Origin of the sequence: Alteribacillus sp. HJP-4 (assembly GCF_042139015.1) — a bacterium.
In the GTDB taxonomy this organism is placed as follows: Bacteria; Bacillota; Bacilli; order Bacillales; family Marinococcaceae; genus JBHIKY01.
Genome location: NZ_JBHIKY010000012.1, coordinates 40183 through 56539 on the forward strand (window position 1 = coordinate 40183; position 16357 = coordinate 56539).

General features: G+C 45.2%; 13 protein-coding genes. 3 read left to right on the forward strand and 10 right to left on the reverse strand.

The features are described 5' to 3' along the window. Positions 1–63: 63 nt before the first annotated feature. From ACE4RR_RS12665 to ACE4RR_RS12690, 6 genes are all read right to left on the reverse strand, one after another. Positions 64–828, reverse strand: coding sequence for a tyrosine-protein phosphatase (locus tag ACE4RR_RS12665; protein WP_375535790.1), 765 nt, complete (start codon positions 826–828; stop codon positions 64–66). 199 nt (positions 829–1027) lie between these two features. Beyond that, a complete protein-coding gene (locus tag ACE4RR_RS12670) occupies positions 1028–1942 on the reverse strand; it encodes an LCP family glycopolymer transferase (protein ID WP_375535791.1) in 915 nt (304 codons plus the stop codon). Positions 1943–2074: 132 nt separating this feature from the next. After that, the gene (locus ACE4RR_RS12675) at positions 2075–2770 is read right to left on the reverse strand and encodes a CpsD/CapB family tyrosine-protein kinase (protein ID WP_375535792.1); all 696 of its coding nucleotides are present in this window, start codon (positions 2768–2770) and stop codon (positions 2075–2077) included. Next, entirely contained in the window at positions 2760–3518 is a 759-nt protein-coding gene (locus tag ACE4RR_RS12680) for a YveK family protein (protein ID WP_375535793.1), read from the reverse strand. Before ACE4RR_RS12680 ends, ACE4RR_RS12675 begins: the two co-directional genes overlap by 11 nt. A gap of 213 nt (positions 3519–3731) precedes the next feature. Further along, positions 3732–4436, reverse strand: coding sequence for a hypothetical protein (locus ACE4RR_RS12685; RefSeq protein ID WP_375535794.1), 705 nt, complete (start codon positions 4434–4436; stop codon positions 3732–3734). Between the two features lie 81 nt (positions 4437–4517). After that, complete coding sequence (locus tag ACE4RR_RS12690; protein ID WP_375535795.1) at positions 4518–7583, reverse strand: S-layer homology domain-containing protein; 3066 nt, start codon at positions 7581–7583, stop codon at positions 4518–4520. 957 nt (positions 7584–8540) lie between these two features. On the opposite strand from ACE4RR_RS12690, the gene ACE4RR_RS12695 reads away from it, so the two are divergent. Continuing rightward, positions 8541–9581, forward strand: a complete 1041-nt coding sequence (locus tag ACE4RR_RS12695) for a C40 family peptidase (RefSeq protein WP_375535796.1) — start codon at positions 8541–8543, stop codon at positions 9579–9581. A gap of 266 nt (positions 9582–9847) precedes the next feature. Here ACE4RR_RS12695 and ACE4RR_RS12700 read toward each other — a convergent pair whose 3' ends face one another. Then, entirely contained in the window at positions 9848–10291 is a 444-nt protein-coding gene (locus ACE4RR_RS12700) for a VOC family protein (RefSeq protein WP_375535797.1), read from the reverse strand. Positions 10292–10591: 300 nt separating this feature from the next. Here ACE4RR_RS12700 and ACE4RR_RS12705 point away from each other — a divergent pair, with 300 nt between their 5' ends. After that, positions 10592–12700 (forward strand): S8 family serine peptidase, encoded by a 2109-nt coding sequence (locus tag ACE4RR_RS12705; RefSeq protein WP_375535798.1) that lies wholly within the window; start codon positions 10592–10594, stop codon positions 12698–12700. Positions 12701–13060: 360 nt separating this feature from the next. On the opposite strand, the gene ACE4RR_RS12710 is transcribed toward ACE4RR_RS12705, so the two are convergent. Next, positions 13061–13222, reverse strand: a complete 162-nt coding sequence (locus tag ACE4RR_RS12710) for a hypothetical protein (protein ID WP_375535799.1) — start codon at positions 13220–13222, stop codon at positions 13061–13063. Positions 13223–13362: 140 nt separating this feature from the next. On the opposite strand from ACE4RR_RS12710, the gene ACE4RR_RS12715 reads away from it, so the two are divergent. Next, positions 13363–13992, forward strand: coding sequence for a helix-turn-helix domain-containing protein (locus ACE4RR_RS12715; protein ID WP_375535800.1), 630 nt, complete (start codon positions 13363–13365; stop codon positions 13990–13992). A gap of 15 nt (positions 13993–14007) precedes the next feature. Here the strand turns inward: ACE4RR_RS12715 and ACE4RR_RS12720 are convergent, their stop codons facing one another. Together ACE4RR_RS12720 and ACE4RR_RS12725 are read right to left on the reverse strand one after the other, a co-directional pair. Further along, the gene (locus ACE4RR_RS12720) at positions 14008–14454 is read right to left on the reverse strand and encodes a hypothetical protein (RefSeq protein WP_375535801.1); all 447 of its coding nucleotides are present in this window, start codon (positions 14452–14454) and stop codon (positions 14008–14010) included. A gap of 113 nt (positions 14455–14567) precedes the next feature. Next, positions 14568–16073, reverse strand: coding sequence for a C40 family peptidase (locus tag ACE4RR_RS12725; RefSeq protein ID WP_375535802.1), 1506 nt, complete (start codon positions 16071–16073; stop codon positions 14568–14570). Between the last annotated feature and the right edge of the window lie 284 nt (positions 16074–16357).

The window sequence follows — 16357 nt, forward strand, 5'->3', positions numbered from 1 at the left end:
GAGTCTTTAGTGTCAATAAGTTAATATATTAGTAATTATCTGAAAAATAATAAAAAAATAAAATCAAAATAACCATAAAAATTTCTTTTTCTTTATGTGCTGGGGAGGATCTATTAACACATTTTTATTTTCCACGATGCATTTCGCATTGGTGTGAAATGTGTGACTTACATCGCTGCCGAATTCGTTCTTAAGAATTTGGTAAGCCTCATTGAGATCAAAAGGACGCCATTCGACATTATGAGCATCAGAAGAGATAACGTGGGTAAGGTTGTGCTCTACTAGCTGTCTGGCGAACTGACTCGTTTTTTTATCAATTCTGCCTGTGAGACAGTGAGCTGTAATTTGTGTAATGGCACCGGCTTTGACGAGGTGGTATAGTTCATCAGGCCTTTCCAGAAAGGTTTGGTTACGCTCCGGATGAACGATCACCGGTGTATATCCATGCAGCTGCAGGTCGAAAAAGAGCTGCTTCGTGTAATTAGGTATATGCACAGAAGAGAATTCCACCAATACATAGCGACTGTTATTGACCGAAATGGCCGTACCATTTTCTAATTCTTCAATCAGGTCGCCATTTATCCTGTTTTCCTGCCCCGGTAAAACGGTAACGTTTATATGTAGTTCTTTTAAACTTTCATTTATATATTGCACAAGCGAAGTTACAGTTGCGCCGGGATTATCGAAGGCCCCGTTGCGGTGATGAGGTGTCGCCACAATCGTATGTATTCCTTCTTCTTCGGCTGCTTTCGCAAGAGCAATACTTTCTTCCATCGTTTGGGGGCCATCATCAACTCCCGGTAAAATATGGGTATGTATATCTATCATGGCGGCCTCCTCTTTTAAATCGATAAGAATGTACTATTCTTCCATGTTCTCAGATTACCACATATATAGGCATAACTAAACTTCCCCCGACACTTTTCAAACATATTACCTATATAATGAGTAGTATTTTGTCATTATTTCGTATGAAAAAAGCCAGACCTTCCTACAAGCATAGGGAAGGTCTGGCTCTAACTTCTCATTAACTTAAGTCCATGTGCTCTCGCAGCTCATTAGAAATTCGTTCTTTTTCATCAGCTGATACCTCTAAATAATAGATGCCGTCTATCGTATTGTCCTGCCCGGTAATCTCTAACGTGTCCATGTTATGTCGTGCCGAGCGGTAATCCCCCTGGACATCCTTCATATTATCAAAAGACATATTCGTGCGGACATTATTTCCTAGCGCCTCCAGCATAGAGCCGACACGGGTAATGGAAGAGATCTGCGCCCCTTCACGAATTACCTGTTCCACGACCTGGCGCTGCCGCGTGTTTCTGCCAAAGTCACCCTGAGGATCTTCTTTTCTCATCCGCACATACGTTAATGCTTCTTCCCCGTCGAGATCAATATCTCCTTCTTCAAAGGTATAGCCATTATCCTGGAAGGCAAACGGATTATTAACGGTGACTCCATCAACTGAATCTACTATTTCCTGAAAGCCTTCCATATTAATCGTGACGAAATAATCAATCGGGATATCTAAGAAATTTTCCACCGTATCCATCGCCATAGCCGGACCGCCAAAGGCATACGCATGATTTATTTTATCATCCATTCCTCTTCCTACGATTTCCGTTCTCGTGTCCCGCGGAATGCTGACCATTTTCATTGATTCCTGCTCGGGATTCACCGTAAGTACGATCATCGTGTCGGTTCTTCCATTATCATTTTCTCTATTATCGACACCCATAATGAGAAATGATAGAGGGGACTCTTCCTCTGAAGAAGCATCAGCTCTTTCAGCCCCATCCCGATCTGCACTCTCCCGCTGTACTGGTTCATGCATGTTACTTGCTGTATCTGCTACGGAGTCATATAAGTAATATCCATATCCTGCTGCTCCTATTATTACTACTCCCATAATAATGCCAAAAATAAGTAAGAATTTTTTCACGTTGTTTTAACTCACTTTCCTAAGTAATTGGTACTACCTTACAATTTATCATATCACTAAAAATCTATTTGTGAATCAAAAAACCGAGAAAAAGATAAACTTCTAATCTTTTTCCCGGGCGCTCCTTGTTTCTTATGTTTTTCCATAGTAATAGTAGTACTGTTTATTTAGAGATTTACGCTGGTTTAGTATCGTTCCTAATAGATTCGCTTTTGCTTTTTCAAGCAGCTCCTTTGCTTTCTGACCGTCCTGCTTATCGGTCTGTCCGGCTTTTACGACAAGAATGCAGCCATCACACGCAGATGCGAGCACCTGTGCATCTGTGACTGGAATCACCGGCGGTGCATCAAAGATAATGATGTCGTAGATTTGTTTCGCTTCATTAATAACCTGCTCCATTTTTTTCGTGCTGAGAAGCTCTGCCGGGTTCGGCGGCACTGGACCGCTGGACATAATTTCGAGATTATCAATCTCTGTTTCCTGTACAACTTCCTTAAATCCGGACTGATGAATAAGCAGATTGGTAAGGCCGATTGTATTCATGGAACGGAACGTGTAATGTACAGTTGGCTTTCTGAGATCTGCATCAATAATTAACGTCCGTTTTCCCTGCTGCGCCATCGTAACGGCAAGGTTTGCGACCGTAGTGGACTTCCCTTCCCCCGGTCCTGGTGATGTAATCAGCAGCAGCTGCACCTTATTATCTACTGATGCATACTGGATATTTGTGCGGATCGTCCGGTACTGTTCGGACACCGGTGATTTTGGATCTGTCCAGGTGACAAGGTTACGTCGTTCATTGTTGCCTGTTTTCTTTTTACGAGCCAATTCTCTCACGCCCTCTCACTTCATGATTGCTGTAGGACTCAGAAGTATCATCCGCCTGCTTAACGTCCTGTGTATTAGCAGGATCAATGAAAGGCACGCTGCCAAGCAGTGGCAGTTCCAGCTCTTTCTCCACATCTTCTTCACTCCGATAGGTCGTATCAAGAAATTCAAGCAGGAATGCCAGGCCGACTGCCGCCATTATCCCGACGACGAATGCGATAGCCATATTCAGCATGGCATTAGGCGAAACAGGTGAATCCTCCACTGCTCCTTCTGCAATGATGACGACGTTATCTACATTTAACAGTTCAGTAATTTCTCTTTCAAATACAGAAGCAGTGGTATTGGCAATATCAGCTGCCTGTGCTGGATCAGGATCCTGGACAGTAAGCGTGACTAATTGCGACTCGCCTTCCTGTGTGACTGTAATTTTGTCTCTGAGGTTTTCCATGTCCGACATACCAAGCTCATCACCCACCTGGTTTAATATGTAAGGACTTGTTAATATAAGGTTATATGTCTCGATATAATCCTGGTCCTGTGAAAATCCTGCTTCCTCTAAGGACTCTGCTTGTTGATTCGCCTGTTGGCTGACGAGGATTTGAGTTTCGCTTTCATAGGTTGGTGTTAATATAAAAAAACTAATGATTGCGGCAGCTATGACAGCTAAAGCGGTAATTCCAACGATCATTCCCAAACGCTTACGCAGCGTTTGAAAAATTTCCTGCAAACTAATCGTCTCTTCCATATTCATCCTCCACGAGTGTATATTTCAAATATTCAAATTTCGTTTAACATTTAGACAAACTATGTAAAATTATAGCACAGAAACAGAACGGCATGGGAAAAATAATTTATTTCGGGAAGAATTTTGTCGGAATCTATAGGTCTTTTGTTCCTATAATTACAAAAATGCACACATTTCTCGAATTTTCTTCGGTAAAATGCATGCAAAGAGTATTTAAGACTTAGTTGAATAGTTCAGCTTATTTTCATCTATCGTCGTTTCTATAACATCCTCTGGCGGAATTTCTTCTGCGATTGAATTTACCATCTGATGCACTTGAGTTAAATTACCAATATTGCTTGTATCTTCGCTGACCCACCGGGCTGCGACTTGTTTTGTTACTTTTTCATTCTCAAATCTAACATCTAATTTCTCTAATAAAACTAGTACATGATTTGGCTTATCCTGGAACCTTAATTCAGTAACCATGTCCTTTAAAGAATTCAATAAAGAACTAGTTTCTTCCATTATACTGTCGTTGTTTTTATCAGATAAACGATTAGTGACCCATTTTCTGCCTTTCGCTCCTGCATTTATAAATCTCTCATGCTTTTGACTAATTAAGTAATCTTCCGTGCTCTCTTCCTTGATAACAGGTTTCTCTCTATTTTTTCTCTTTAGCTTACGAAATTGGAATAAACACATACCATATTCCTCAGTGTCTTCAGGCAGCCGCTTTACGATTTGTCGTACTTCCTCTATTTCTTCATTTGATATCTCTTCTTTTTCGATGAGAGAGTCGTATCGCCCCAGAAAGGATTGATAAAGTACGCCAGGACTCATGTAAGAGGTAGAGGTTATGTTTAACTCTTTTATTATGGGAGAAATCTGGCCCCACGGTTCTGCCACTGTCCCCTCTATATATTTAATAGAATTCATATCATCCGCTCCAAAATGTAGTATGTATGGAAAGAAGCCAGCCAAAATTGGCTGGCTTCTCCTTATAGATAAACCAATAACTTAAAAGTTGTCAACGATTTGAGAGATGGAAGTATAACCATCATCAGGCTTATTATTAAGAACATTTTCTGCAGCAACTAGCTGGGCACTAGCAGATAGAGAATTATATTCTTCAATGTCAAGGTCTTCCAGAGCTTGATCTGTTGCACTAATCGTGCCTGCGTCGTTTACTTCATTAATTGCAGCTAGATAGTCAACAATGACTCCTGTGTCTTCTTCACCCTCACCATTAAAGAGAGCGTCGCTAACGTCAGCGCTAGAAGTGAATTCACCTTCTGCGATTACTTCCAATGACCAATCAGCGACTTCTAATCTCTGCTGACTAGACAAATTATTATACGTATCGTTGTCTAGCTCGACTAGTAATGGGGCAAGCTCTTCTGCCGTTTCAGCACTATTAAGACTATCTACAAGAATAATTTCTTCCGTAGCTTCTTCCAGGGCTTCTGTAGTAGATTCAATTTCATCTTCATCTTCTGCATTAATCGCAACAGTTACGTTTGTATAGACGTCTTCTTCATCATCTCCACCAGCTGCGATATAAGCTTCTTGAGCTGCTTCTGCATTTTCAATGGCTTCTGCAAGAGAATTCAGATCATCTGTAGCGTCATTTAGTTCCGTTGTTGCCGTTTCAAGTGCAGTGGTAGCATCAATTAATGCCTCAACAGAATCTTCATCAGCTTCTTCTGCGCCCTCAAGTGCCGCTTCCACAGCTAAATACTCATCATCATCGTCTTCTCCACCAGCTTCAAGGTACGCTTCCTGTGCAGCTTCTGCATCAGCAACTGCTTCTGCAAGACCTGCAGCTGCGTCATTTAAGGCGTCGAGTTCTCCCTGAAGATCAGCTAAGGCATCTATTAGTTCCTGCTCTTCCTCTGTAGGGGCCAATTCGCCATCTTCGTCCGTATCAATATGAAGCAGGTCAATCATTGCTTGAAGCTCATCAAGGTCCTCTTGGGTAGTTTCCGAATCAACTTCGAAAGTCTCAAGTGCGTTTTCAGCATTTGTGAAGTCAATCTCATACTGAACATCATCAAGAGTTACGGAACCTGCAAATTCATAGTCATCAATATGAGACTCATTCACATTATCGAAGGAAGAAAGAGCATTCAATAGTTGAAGCTCAGTACCATTTTCTTCGGCGTCAATCACTGGCCATACAACATTAGTATAGTTCTCAAACAATTCTACTTGCTCATCAAGGTCCGCTTGAAGCTGCTCAGCCAATGGAGTATCTTCATCTTCTTCCATATAATCTGCCGGTAGAGCGTCAATTGCTTCTTGAGCAGCTTCTACAGCTTCATTAAAGTCGTCTTCATCAGTCTCCGTAATATCTAAATCTTCTACAGCGGTTACCGCGCCTTTCGCATCAGTCACTACCTCTGTAAATTGCGCGTCGTTAACGTCATCAATTACATCCTGAATGGCAGAGATAGTCTCAAAATCTACGTCTTCAATACCATCAAAATACTCGCCAATGAGATCTTCATTTACATTCTCAAATGGAGCCTGATCAAGCGCTCTAAATAGAGCAAGCTCTCCAGAAGCATCGTTCACTTCTGCAATAATAACGTCAATTGCATCCTGTACGTCATCAAGACGGGCTCCCAAAAGGATTTTCTCGTCAGAGTCAGAAAGCTCATCCACCAGCTCTTGAGCATCTTCCAGATCTTCTTCGAGCAGGCTTTCTTCAGCAGTTTCTACAGCTTCTGTTGCAGCTTCAATTGCTTCCATTTCCTCTTGCATTGCAGCGATTGCTTCTTCTGCTTCTACAAGTGTATCGAGGCCTTCGATTTCAGCTTCTTCGTTCAATTCAAGTGCTGCGTCAACCAGTTCACGTACTGCTTCTACTTCATCTGCATCTTCAAGGGTAATTTCCTCAGGAAGCTCTGTGATGGCTTCTTCTGCAGCCATTTCAGCTGTGAGCGCTGCGATTGTTTCTTCTGCTTCAACGAGTGTATCAAGTCCTTCGATTTCAGCATCTTCGTCCATTTCAAGAACTGCTTCCACGAGTTCACGCGCTTCCATTACTGCTTCTGCATCTTCAAGTGTGATTTCTTCAGGCAGGTCTGCGATTGCCTGCTCAGCTTCTTCAATTGCTGATTCATCAGGGTCTTCAGAATCATCTTCTGCTCCTATAAGATCCCACGTTGTGAGCTTGTCTTTATAGATAAGGTCGTAAGAGATGCCCGGCTCTTGATCAGAGGTAGTCAGACGAACGACCGTTTCTGTATCAGAAGTGCTCACTTCAGAATCTTCTGCATCAATGATCTCTGCGTCGAACACTTCGAGGCCGTTGCTGAATGCGAAATCTTCTGCAGATACTTCATCTTCACTGAGTTCTCTGCTGAAGCTTATGTCTACTGTATTGGTATCGACTGTTTCAATACCGGAAATGCCTTCTGTTTGTGTATATTCAATCGCAAGCGCACGTTCAAGGAAGGTGGCAAACTGAGAACGGCTTACAGATTCCTGCGGGCGGAACATGCCGTCTGGAGTGGAAGTAACCTCATACTGTCCAAGGATTTCCACGTTATCGCGGTGAGTTGGGTGTGCTTCTTCGAGGTCTTCTACACCGCTGTCAACGCCGTCAATTTTTTCAAGTCCAAATGCACGAACGAGAATAGTAGCCATCTGTTCACGGGAGAGATTCTCCTGCGCATTAAACATTGTACCGTTGCTGCTTCCTGTCATGTAGCCTGCATCTGTCACTGCCATTGCATATGGAGTGCCGTATGCAGTATCACTAAGGTCATCGTACGTGGAAGTTGCGTTTTCATCGACTTCCAGGTTAAACGCACGAACCATCAATTCTGCAATCTGTCCGCGGCTGATCGCGTTAGCCGGCTTGTATGTACCATCCTCGTATCCCTTGATAATTCCTTGATCGGATAGACGCTGAATTGCACCAGAGTGGGTGTTATCGTTTGCAACGTCGCTGAAGTTTTCAGCTGCGTCCGCATGCTGGACGTCCACTGGAGTAACTGCACCAAACGTCGTTGCGACTACTGCTGCAGATACGGATGTTGCGAGAAACTTGCGGTAAGACTTAGGTTGGTATGCCATGTACAAATCTTCCTCCTTATATTGAGCATTCTGTCTTAGTTTTGACAGAATACTTGTTTCTAGTTTTCAGAGATTTTCGCTCCGCGGTTCCTCAACGATCGTGTCGGGTCATCGGAATTGAGGGTCGAAAGTCTAGTAAACTAGAATTTAGTAATATTTGTTAATCCTGCAAAAGTCATTATACCGTGACTATTTAATTAAAGTCAATTGTCATGGTTTCACTTTAAAAGTGAAAACTATTAGTTCAAAGGTTTTACTTTTGCAGCCATGAATTCAGTTTACCTTATGGTTCGAGTAAATTCTACCCTTTTCTTGGTTTTATTTAGCAAATATATAGGTAAGTCCTATTCCTTACTGCATCTTTTCCTGTTATGTAAGCGAATGCAGGCAGACGCATTACTATGAAATTTGTCTTACTCTCGTTTTATTGAAGCATACTATTCGATCTGCAGCGTGTTTTTATGGAAGGCTTCACTTTTTCTTAATCTGGGGATTAGCTATTTTTCAGTGATTTATTTAGTTTCTTCTATAGTAATGGGAGGCTGTTCAATAAAGTGAATGGCAGCTGAATTAAAAAAGTTACAGGATATTATATTACGATTTTATTACAACAGCCGTTATGTTACGGGAATGTTACACGGAGATTATTTTAGAGGACGGGACGCGGATGGGTGAATTTGTCGGAATTTCTGTAATATCAGTCCCGGTGTCGAGACAATTTCTCAAGAATTTTAGGGAGTTTTGTATCAGTTTGTCTTTGTGTTGTTACAGAACTGTAAAATCAGAGCTGGTTTTTCCGTGCTAGACTATGAATTGTGTTCAGGGACAACAATGATTCTACTTACATGGTTCTATTATCTAATTACAGTTTTCGATGCAGTAGGTTATACATAATTTTAATTCGTAAGGTTTTGAGTTCTTTTACAAATACATTCTTAGAAAGAGGGGTGGCCATTCGTGGTCAGAAAAGGTTTAGCGTTTTTACTTGGGTTTGTTTTGATTTTTTCCGCGTTTGCGTTTCAGCCGGGGGCGGCGAGTGCAGGCAGTACAGCGGATGAGGTGATTTCCGCAGGGAAAAGTGTGATGGGGACGCCTTATAAGTACGGCGGAACTTCGACAAGTGGATTTGATTGCTCTGGTTTTACAAGATATGCGTTTAAGCAGGCAGGTGTTGATCTTCCGAGGTCATCAAGCCAGCAGTACGGAGAAGGAAATTCGGTTTCGAAGAGTAATCTTAAAAAAGGTGACTTAGTTTTCTTTAACACATCTGGTTCTGGAGTTTCACATAATGGTATTTACATAGGTGGAGGAGATTTCATTCATTCTTCTTCTTCCAAGGGTGTTTCAATTGCAAGTGTAGATGATCCTTATTACTGGGGCAGCAAATACATTGGTGCCAAACGGGTGATTGATGATTCTTCTAGTTCTGGCAGCAGCAGTGACAGTGGAGTCAAGTCCGAGGAATATGAGCCGCTTCCGGATGGGGAGTATCATGATGTGAAGTCTAGTTTCTGGGCATATGACAGCATTACGGACTTAGGAAAAGATGGAATCGTTAAAGGATACAGCGATGATCGCTTCCGTCCGAATAAGAAGATTTCGAGAGCACAGACAGCTACAATGCTGGCAAGAGCTTTTGATCTTGATACAAGCAGCACGTCTTCTGAGTATTCTGATGTGTCTTCTGGGAATGAGCACGCTGGTGCGATTAAAGCGGTCAGCGATGCTGGGTTGTTCACAGGGGATGATGGGAAGTTTATGCCGAATGAAAAGCTGAGTCGTCAGCATATGGCATTGATTCTTTACCGTGCGTTTGATCTCGAAGGACAGTCTTCAAGCGAAAGCTTCTCTGATGTAGGGGAAGGTCACCAGTATCATTCTGAAATTCAGGCGTTGGCTGGTGCCGGTATTACGACTGGTTCTGACGGAGCGTTTAATCCGGAAGATGAAACAACACGCGCCCATTTCTCTGTCTTTCTTGATAGAGCACTTGATTAAGAGATAAATAGTTTTTGAAAAGACTCGCTGGGGGGCGGGTCTTTTTTTGTATGTTATGATGCCGGCGCGCACGGCATTCATGGGCGGGGGCGGCCCAATGGGTGCGCGCGGGTATTCGTGATGCTGACGTTTTTACAGAGAAATGGACACCTCAAGGGGGGTGGGTGTATGGGTTTGTTACTTTTTCTCTATAATTCTAGTATTTCCTGGATATGCCGGTGTTAAACATTATTTGGTACATTTTTTTACAAAGGTAGGTCCGCCTCTTAAAAGTCGTGCCTCGTGACCGCCAGCTGGATGATGATGCCGAATGGATCGCGGATGATGCCGTACCCTGGACTGAAGGCATTTTTTTCAAAGGGTGCCAGGATCTCGACTTGATGGTGGGAGATGAGTTGGTGGTAAAGTGCGTTCATGGCAGTGTAATCCCTGGATTGGATACATAAGGAGGAGCTGTTGCTTAGTTGCCAGGGACGGCTTGGATCCATTTCTTCTTCGGCGATCATGATTTTGTTGTGGCCGATTTGCAGCACCGAATGGACAATATAGTCGTCTTTGCCTTCCTCGTATGCAAAGTCCGGATCGATTTCCACCATGTCTTTGTACGTTTTTTTGAATAATACGTTTGCATGTAAATAGTTTTCATAAAATGCAATCGCCTGGGCGCCCTGTCCGTTTAATGAGAGAAAAGGGATGACTTCCACATTCATTGTATGTCCTCCTTTGTGTTGTGTATATGGTTCAGCTTACCCTACTAAGATGACATCTATTGGCAACATTAAGACGTTTTTTTAAAAAAGTAATACTGCGTTGCTGGATCAGATGAGCTTTGCATGGGAAGTTGATACGAATTTGGAAATTTGTACGTCTAGAAATCTGTGAATCTATACATCGGAATAGTCCGATCATCATTAATCTATGAATTTACTATATTTGGTTGGGTTTTTTTAAAATGTTTCTGTAATATAGATGGTATGTGTTGATAGATTGGCGTGCTGGAGGGTGATGTGATGGATCGATTGGTTAGGTGGCCGGCGGCAGTGCTGGCCGCGGGGTTGTTTGTAGCTGGGCTTGTTCCTGCGTCGGCTGCGGCGGTCTCGGAGGCCGAAGAGGACGCCTCGTATTTGGTAGGGTTTGATGGGGATGTGGACGTCCGTGCTGTAGAGGATGCCGGCGGAGTGGTCGGCGATGTGTGGGACAGTGTCCGGGCGGCCGAGGTGCAGCTGACGGACTCAGAAGCAGCAGAGCTCTCGTCATCGGATGGGGTTCGCTATGTCGAGCGGGATCAGGAGGTAGCGGTCCGTGCGCCGGATAATCTCCGCAACTGGGGACTCGAGCATGTCGGTGCGCCGTCTGCCTGGGATGCCGGATTTTCCGGAGAAGGCATCGATGTGGCAGTTGTAGATACAGGTATTTCCACAACGCATCCGTCGCTTTCGGTGGTTGATGGATTTTCCGCGGTCTCGTACACGGATTCATACGATGACGATAATGGCCATGGCACACATGCGGCCGGAATTTTAGCTGCGGATCAGGAGGACGCCGGGCTTGTTGGAATCGCACCGGATGCTGATCTGCATGCCGTAAAGGTGCTTGATGAAGAAGGCAACGGCTCACTCAGCCGCGTCATCAGCGGTCTTGAATGGGCGATTGAGCAGGACGTGGACGTCATTAATATGAGCTTTGGTACGTTGACCGATTCGAGCACGATGAAAGCGATGCTCGATGAAGCGTATGACGAAGGCGTCATAGTTGCAGCGGCAGCGGGTAACCGCGGGGAAGCACCGGAGGACAGCAACCGCGTTGAATTTCCTGCGCGTTATGATTCGGTGGTGGCAGTCGGTGCTGTTGATGAAAACAATAAACGGGCATCGTTTTCTGCCGCAGGCGATGAGGTGGAGCTTGTGGCACCTGGCGTGGATATTGTAAGTACATATAAAGGTTCGAGCTACGGACCGCTGAGCGGAACCTCGATGGCGACCCCATTTGTAGCCGGAACCTTTGCGGTGCTGATGGAGGCGTACCCGGATGCAAGCGGCGCTCAGCTGAGGACGCTTCTGCAGGAGAACGCGGTCGATCTCGGGGCAGATGGCCGCGATAAACGCTACGGCTACGGCCTGCTGCAGATTCCTTCGTTAGATGGAGACGGAAGTCTGCTGGATGGCGGATCGTCGGATGATGAGGATGCTGATTTAGATAATGGCGAGGTGGAAGAAGAGCCGATCGAGGATGAAGAGCCGGTGCCGGATGAGGACGGTCCTGCCCGCCCAGCAGGAGTCGAAGGCGAGGTTGTTTACAGCGAGGACGGCACAAGTGCGGATTTGTATTTGTTCTGGGAGCGCAATGAGGATGCTGCCGCGCACCGGGTGTACCGCGATGGTGAGCTTGTAGAGGAAGTCAAGAACGGCAAGCTTTATAAAGAAAAGGATGTCAAGCCGGGCACGTATGAATATGAAGTAAGTGCGGTCGATATTGACGGCATGGAGTCTCGTCGCAGCGACAAGGTTGAGATGACTGTTGATTTAGGAGAGGACGAGCCGGAGGGTGCGTTTACCTGGCCAGAGCGTCTGGATGATCCGCCTTCGTTTGCTGACGTGAGCGATGACTACTGGGCGGTGACTGAAATCCGCGAGCTTTCCTCACGCGGCGTTATAAACGGAAGTGACGGTTTTTATAAGCCGAATGAATCCGTACGGCGCGCCCAGGCGGTTGCCATGGTCGGCCGTCTGCTGCAGTGGGATGAGGATGGCTTTGACGGACAGTTCCGTGATGTCAGTGAAGAGTTTTATGCAGCCGGCTATATTGGCTATGCGGTCGAGGAAGGGATTCTGCGTGGCTATCCGGACGGAACCTTTCAGCCGAACCGTCCAATTACGCGCGGGCAGATGGCTTCGATTGTAGAAAATGCTTTTGATTTGGACCTGGGCTCCGTTGATGCGGACTCGGAGCGGTTTGTGGATGTGAATGAAGATACAAATGGCCAGCTGGCGATATTGTATCTGGAGGAAGCAGGGATTGTGCAGGGGTACGGGGACTCCTTCCGCCCTGGCGCTCCGCTCACGCGGGCACAATTTGCTAAGGTGATGCATCAGCTTGGTGAGCATTTGCAGGAGGAGTAGAGAAAAGATTAGGCATGGACGTCCGACTGCGGCCGGGTCCATGCCTTTTTGTTTGTTAGGAAGGGCTGGCTGGTGGAGTGCTGGGCTGATGGGGGCGGCGGCTTTGGCGGAGGGGATTGGCGTTTTCCACGGCGCGCTTACTGTTTCCCGCTTCCGAGTCTTATTTCTACCGATGCGGGGCGATTTCACGCGCAAGTGGAGGGTTTCCACCGAAGCTGGGAGCGTTTCCACCGAGACAGGGCGGTTTCCCTTATTGAGTTGCTTTTTCCACCGCTCTCGACTAAAGCGCCTGAATTAGCCCGTTGTGGTGCGTTGGTTTTTGTAAACATGTTAATAATCATGTTGTGTTATGTTGGTTGTTTATTTATGGTCTTTGTTAATGTTTTCGTTGCGGAGTGTTTGTTTTATTTTTTCGTGCAGTTCTTTTGATTTTGCCCGTTCTTTCTCGGAGTGAAATAGTCGGTGCTTGTCGCGGGCCAGCAGTTTGAGCAGGTGTTTTTTGTCTTCATTTGATAGTAGCATGTGCATGCCCCTCCTCTTTCATCATATTTTAGCATGGGAAGGAGGTTTGACTCATGGGAAATGTATTGTTTACTTTTAGTTAACAATGTAATATTATAGAATACGAACGAGTGGTAAAATATGCATATAGGGGAGTAAAGATGAAAAAGCGGACATTTGGAAGTTATTTATATGAGATGAGGCTGCGTAATAATTTGTCATTGAGGGATTTTGGCAGAAAGACCGGGATCAGCTATTCTTACATATCGATGATAGAAAAGGATACGAAGCATCCTTCCAGGGAAGTGGTGTTTGCCTTGATGGATGGGCTTGAAGGTGTGGTGCCAGAAGAAATGCTGCGACTCGCCGGCTATGCTCCGAGTGAAATGAAAAGTGAGAAGCCTATCCATATCTCAGAGGATGTGTTTGCAGAGCGGATGAATGAGCTCATCGGCGCAAGCGAGTGGACGATAAATACGCTCGCGGTCCGCACAAAAATAGACACAAAAAAGCTGCAGCGCTGGCTTCGCCTGCCTGCTTATCGTACTTTCAGAGGACATGGTCCTGATATTATCAGTGTATATAAGCTTGCGAAGGTGCTTGACGTGACCCCGGACTATCTAGCCGGTTTTACGGATAAGAAAAATGCATACTTTTCCAGTGCACCGAGACCGAAAAACCTGAGGGAGATTCTTGCGACGGAAACGCTTGTGTTTGATCATATTCCACTTGATGAGGACGATAAAGAGAAGCTGGCGGAGATTATTGTCACTGTGTTTGATGAGAAATAACGAAGATACTGTATGCTAGATTTTGTGCCCGCGCATTTTCAAACGGTAGTAAGCGTTTTTGACTTCATCCGGGTGAATATAGCCTTTAACTGAGGTCCCTTTAGGGAAGTTATGCTTTAACAGGACAAGCAGCTCCATGATGATGGGTGTTGCCGTTTTGCCGTGCTCGTTCAGCACCCCCATCAGGACAAGCGGACATTCCTGGTTTTCATAGTTAGAAAGTTTTGAATACAAAAGAATGACGTCGGTCGTGAACGCTCGTTTCACGAAAACGTGGATGTATCTTGAATTTACGTAATAATGAATCGTCGCTTTGTGTGATTGATTGGCAATTTCGTCATCTGACAGCGTATCTAGACATTTCTCGATTTCTTTGTATACAACTTCCCATTTTTCCTGCAGAACTTCCTTTGGCTTCAGATATAACTCAAGCGCTTCTATCCCCGTTATTCCATGCTTCATTCGATACCTCCCACGGTTATCTAGTTTCCCCTTTTAGTATACTATGTTTTTCACTATGAAATGGTTTTTTATTTAAAAAAGACCCTGCATAGCGCAGGGTCACATACACTGGCTTAAAAATAACGTTTGGCTCCCAAATATCTTTCCTTCCAGTAGCTTGAAGTCATGTTCGCCACTGTCACCCCGGTGGATGAACCGGCGTGGATAAACTGATTGTTTCCTAGATAAATACCGGCATGTGACGGGCCGGAGGTATAGGTTTCGAAAAAGACGAGATCCCCCACCCGCGGTGAGCTGATGCTTGTTCCCGTAGAATGCATCTGCGCCACGGTTCTCGGCAGGGATACACCGTTGTCCCGGAACACATATTGAATAAATCCGCTGCAGTCAAAGCCTGATGTGGACGTACCTCCCCATACATAAGGGGTTCCCATATGCGTCGCGGCATCTGCCAGAAGATTGGTAACATTGATCTTCGAGTTGGAGGATGATTTCTTTTCCGAGGAAGAGCCGGAATTATTACTGCTTCCACTGCCGGTCATTTCTTTTAGCTTTCCAAAGGTCTGCGGGCCGGCAATGCCGTCTACTGTTAAGCCATATTTACTCTGAAAACTGCGGACTGCCTTTTCTGTGACATCCCCAAAAATACCGGTTGCATTCATTTTCATAAACCCGAGCTGTTTAAGCTGGTTCTGCAGATCGGTAACGTCCTGCCCCTGTGATTGATAGCGCAGGGTCGAGCCGCTGGAACTTGAGCTGTTCGATGAACTTGAATTTCCGGAAGAAGCAGATGACGCTTTTTTTGGATTGTTTTCCAGCTTGTTAAAGGTCTGCGGACCGCTCAGTCCATCCCCGCTGATGCTGTTCGCTCTCTGGAAGCTGCGCACCGCGCTTTCCGTGTCCGGTCCATAAATGCCGGTCACGTCTTTTTTGTAGAACCCTAAATCCTTGAGCTGTTGCTGAAGTGAAGAAACTTCACTGCCGCGATCGCCGCTGGAGAGGACTTTAAAAGTGGAGCTTTTGCTCGATGAAGATGGTGCTGTGGGGCTTGCCCCCTTTAAGGCTGCAAAGGTCTGCGGGCCGGCAATGCCGTCGACTTTAATTTTCTCCTCACGCTGAAAGCTCTTGACTGACTCGCTGAGCTGTCTGCCGTACTGGCTGTTCAGCTCGCCGCTGTAATGCCCAAGATTCTTGAGCTGGCGCTGCAGTTCTTTGACTTCATCGCTTTTGTCGCCCACTCTTAAAATCGTAGAGCTGCCGAGCTTGACTGTTTTTTCTGAAGATGCCGTCGATGACGTGCTCTTGCCGCTGTCTGTCAGAAGCACACCAAAAGTCTGCGGACCAGCGATGCCATCCACCATCAAGTTATGTTCACGCTGGTACCTCTTGACTGCTTCCTTTGTTCGTTCACCAAAGTAACCTGTTGAAGTGAGATATGTATAATGTCCTTTGTCTGTTAACAGGTCCTGCAGCTTCTTTACGTCATCACTGCTTGAGCCTTCGCGGAGCGTATCATCTCCGAGGGCGGCGTCGGCGGCGATTGGAGCAGCTATTATGGCTCCAGTTACGGCGGTCGATGTTACTACGATCTTTTGCATACGTGTTGTTGTATCGAGCAAACGTTTCCCCTCCCAGGTTTTATTGTGGCTCAGACGGGAGTATGAGCCTTTCCATAGTTCAAATTGACGACAATAGGCAGCGTGGGAAACTGATCATTAGAGATACTGGTGACTTGTGTCATATTTTGTATATCTAATTGTATAAAAAAATGGTCTAACTTGCCAGAATTTTTCACTATATAGAAACATATTTAGTTAAATAGTCACGGTTTTTGTCATTATTTTAGCGTGTGATCCAATTACAACAGGTGTTCGGTGAATGTGAGCTTTTTTCACTGGGAGAG

Coding starts and splice junctions, on each gene's coding strand:
- ACE4RR_RS12665 (WP_375535790.1), bottom strand. CDS start 828: ATGATAGATATACATACCCATATTTTACCGGGAGTTGATGATGGCCCC.
- ACE4RR_RS12680 (WP_375535793.1), bottom strand. CDS start 3,518: ATGGAAGAGACGATTAGTTTGCAGGAAATTTTTCAAACGCTGCGTAAG.
- ACE4RR_RS12685 (WP_375535794.1), bottom strand. CDS start 4,436: ATGAATTCTATTAAATATATAGAGGGGACAGTGGCAGAACCGTGGGGC.
- ACE4RR_RS12690 (WP_375535795.1), bottom strand. CDS start 7,583: ATGGCATACCAACCTAAGTCTTACCGCAAGTTTCTCGCAACATCCGTA.
- ACE4RR_RS12700 (WP_375535797.1), bottom strand. CDS start 10,291: ATGAATGTGGAAGTCATCCCTTTTCTCTCATTAAACGGACAGGGCGCC.
- ACE4RR_RS12705 (WP_375535798.1), top strand. CDS start 10,592: ATGGATCGATTGGTTAGGTGGCCGGCGGCAGTGCTGGCCGCGGGGTTG.
- ACE4RR_RS12710 (WP_375535799.1), bottom strand. CDS start 13,222: ATGCTACTATCAAATGAAGACAAAAAACACCTGCTCAAACTGCTGGCC.
- ACE4RR_RS12715 (WP_375535800.1), top strand. CDS start 13,363: ATGAAAAAGCGGACATTTGGAAGTTATTTATATGAGATGAGGCTGCGT.
- ACE4RR_RS12720 (WP_375535801.1), bottom strand. CDS start 14,454: ATGAAGCATGGAATAACGGGGATAGAAGCGCTTGAGTTATATCTGAAG.